The organism is Pseudomonas carassii, from assembly GCF_036324045.1.
In the GTDB taxonomy this organism is placed as follows: domain Bacteria; phylum Pseudomonadota; class Gammaproteobacteria; order Pseudomonadales; family Pseudomonadaceae; genus Aquipseudomonas; species Aquipseudomonas peradeniyensis.
In genome coordinates this window covers 1-1,609 of record NZ_JAZDCT010000085.1, presented here as the reverse complement: position 1 = coordinate 1,609, position 1,609 = coordinate 1, and the positions used below count along the sequence as shown (strand labels likewise).

Below are 1,609 nucleotides of genomic sequence, written 5' to 3'. Positions count from 1 at the left end.
TGTCGGCTGGCCGAACAAGGTGCGCACGTCGGCCTGCAGGCCGGCCTGGCGCAGGCGTGCGGTGAGGCTCACCGCCAACAGCGAATGGCCGCCCAGTTCGAAGAAGTTGTCATGGCGACCGACTTGTTCGATACCCAGGACTTCAGCCCAGATCGCGGCCATGGCCTCCTCGGTCGCGCCGATTGGGGCGACATAGGCCTGGCGGGCCAGGGTCGAAGGATCAGGGTCCGCCAGCGCCTTGCGGTCCAGCTTGCCGTGGCTCGTCAGCGGCAGCTCGTCCAGACGCGTGAACGCTTGCGGTATCAAGTGACCCGGCAGGCTGGCTTGCAGCCCTTGGCGCAAGGCGTCGAGATCGACCACGGCAGCTTCGGTGAACCACGCCAGCAGACGTTCGTTGCGCACCAGCACCACCGCATCCGTAATTCCCGGTTGGGCCTTCAGCGCGGCTTCGATCTCACCCAGCTCGACCCGCACGCCACGGATCTTCACCTGGTCGTCGTTGCGGCCCTGGTAGTCCAGCGTGCCGTCGGTGTTCCAGCGCACCAGGTCACCCGTGCGGTACATCCGCCCGCCGTTGAACGGATCATCGAGGAAACGCTCGGCAGTCAACTCAGGACGGTTGAGATAGCCCCGAGCGACCTGCGCGCCACCGATGTACAGCTCACCGGTCACACCCACCGGCACTGGCTGGCGCTGCTCGTCCAGCACATAGACGCGGGTGTTGGCGGTCGGCTTGCCGATATGCAGCGCGCCGCCCGGTTGCAGTGGCCCCGACGTCGCCACCACGGTGGTCTCGGTCGGGCCATAGTTGTTGACCAGCGCGAAGCCCGGATCACGCTCGAACTGGCGCAGGCGATCACCGCCGACCAGCAACGTGCGCAGGGTCGGGTGCTGGCGTTCGCGGCGCAGTGCCTGTTCGGCGACCGGTGTCGGCAGGAAGCTGACCTCTAGAGGCTGCTCCAGCCACCAGTCGAGCAGTTCATCGACATGCTCGCCGCCAATAGAGGCCGGTGGCAGGTGCAATACCGCTCCGGCGCACAGCGCCGGCCAGGCTTCCCAGGCCATGGCGTCGAAGCCGAAGCCGGCAACGCTGGAGGTGTGGCTGCCCTCGCCCAGCCCGAAGGTCTGGCAATGCCAGTGGATCAGGTTGGCCAAAGTGCGGTGCTCGACCATCACCCCTTTAGGCTGGCCGGTGGAACCGGAGGTGTAGATCACATAGGCCAGCTGATCCTGGTCTAGCCCCGCAACCACAGGATTGCTGGCGGCGTTATCCTCCCAGTCGGCACCGTCCACCAGGACCTTGGCTACATTCCCTACCAACGCTTCGGTCGTGGACTCGACCAGCACCAGCGCCGGAGCACTGTCGCTGAGCAAATAGGCAATCCGCTCCGCCGGGTAGCCCGGATCGACCGGCACATACGCCGCACCGGCCTTGAGCACGGCCAGCATCGCCACCAGCCGTTGCGGGCCCCGCTCCAGGCACAGCGCCACGCGGTCACCCAGGGCCACGCCACGCTCGATCAGATAATGGGCCAGACGGTTGGCACGCTGGTTGAGTTCGCCATAGCTCAGGCGCTGCTCGCCCTGCACCACGGCCAGTGCTTCGGGT

Annotated in this window: 1 protein-coding gene; it reads right to left on the bottom strand. The window is 66.6% G+C overall.

Annotated features, from left to right (window positions below):
• Window positions 1-1,609: non-ribosomal peptide synthetase (locus V0R62_RS26640; protein WP_330105825.1), on the bottom strand; the 1,609-nt coding region annotated here is incomplete at both ends.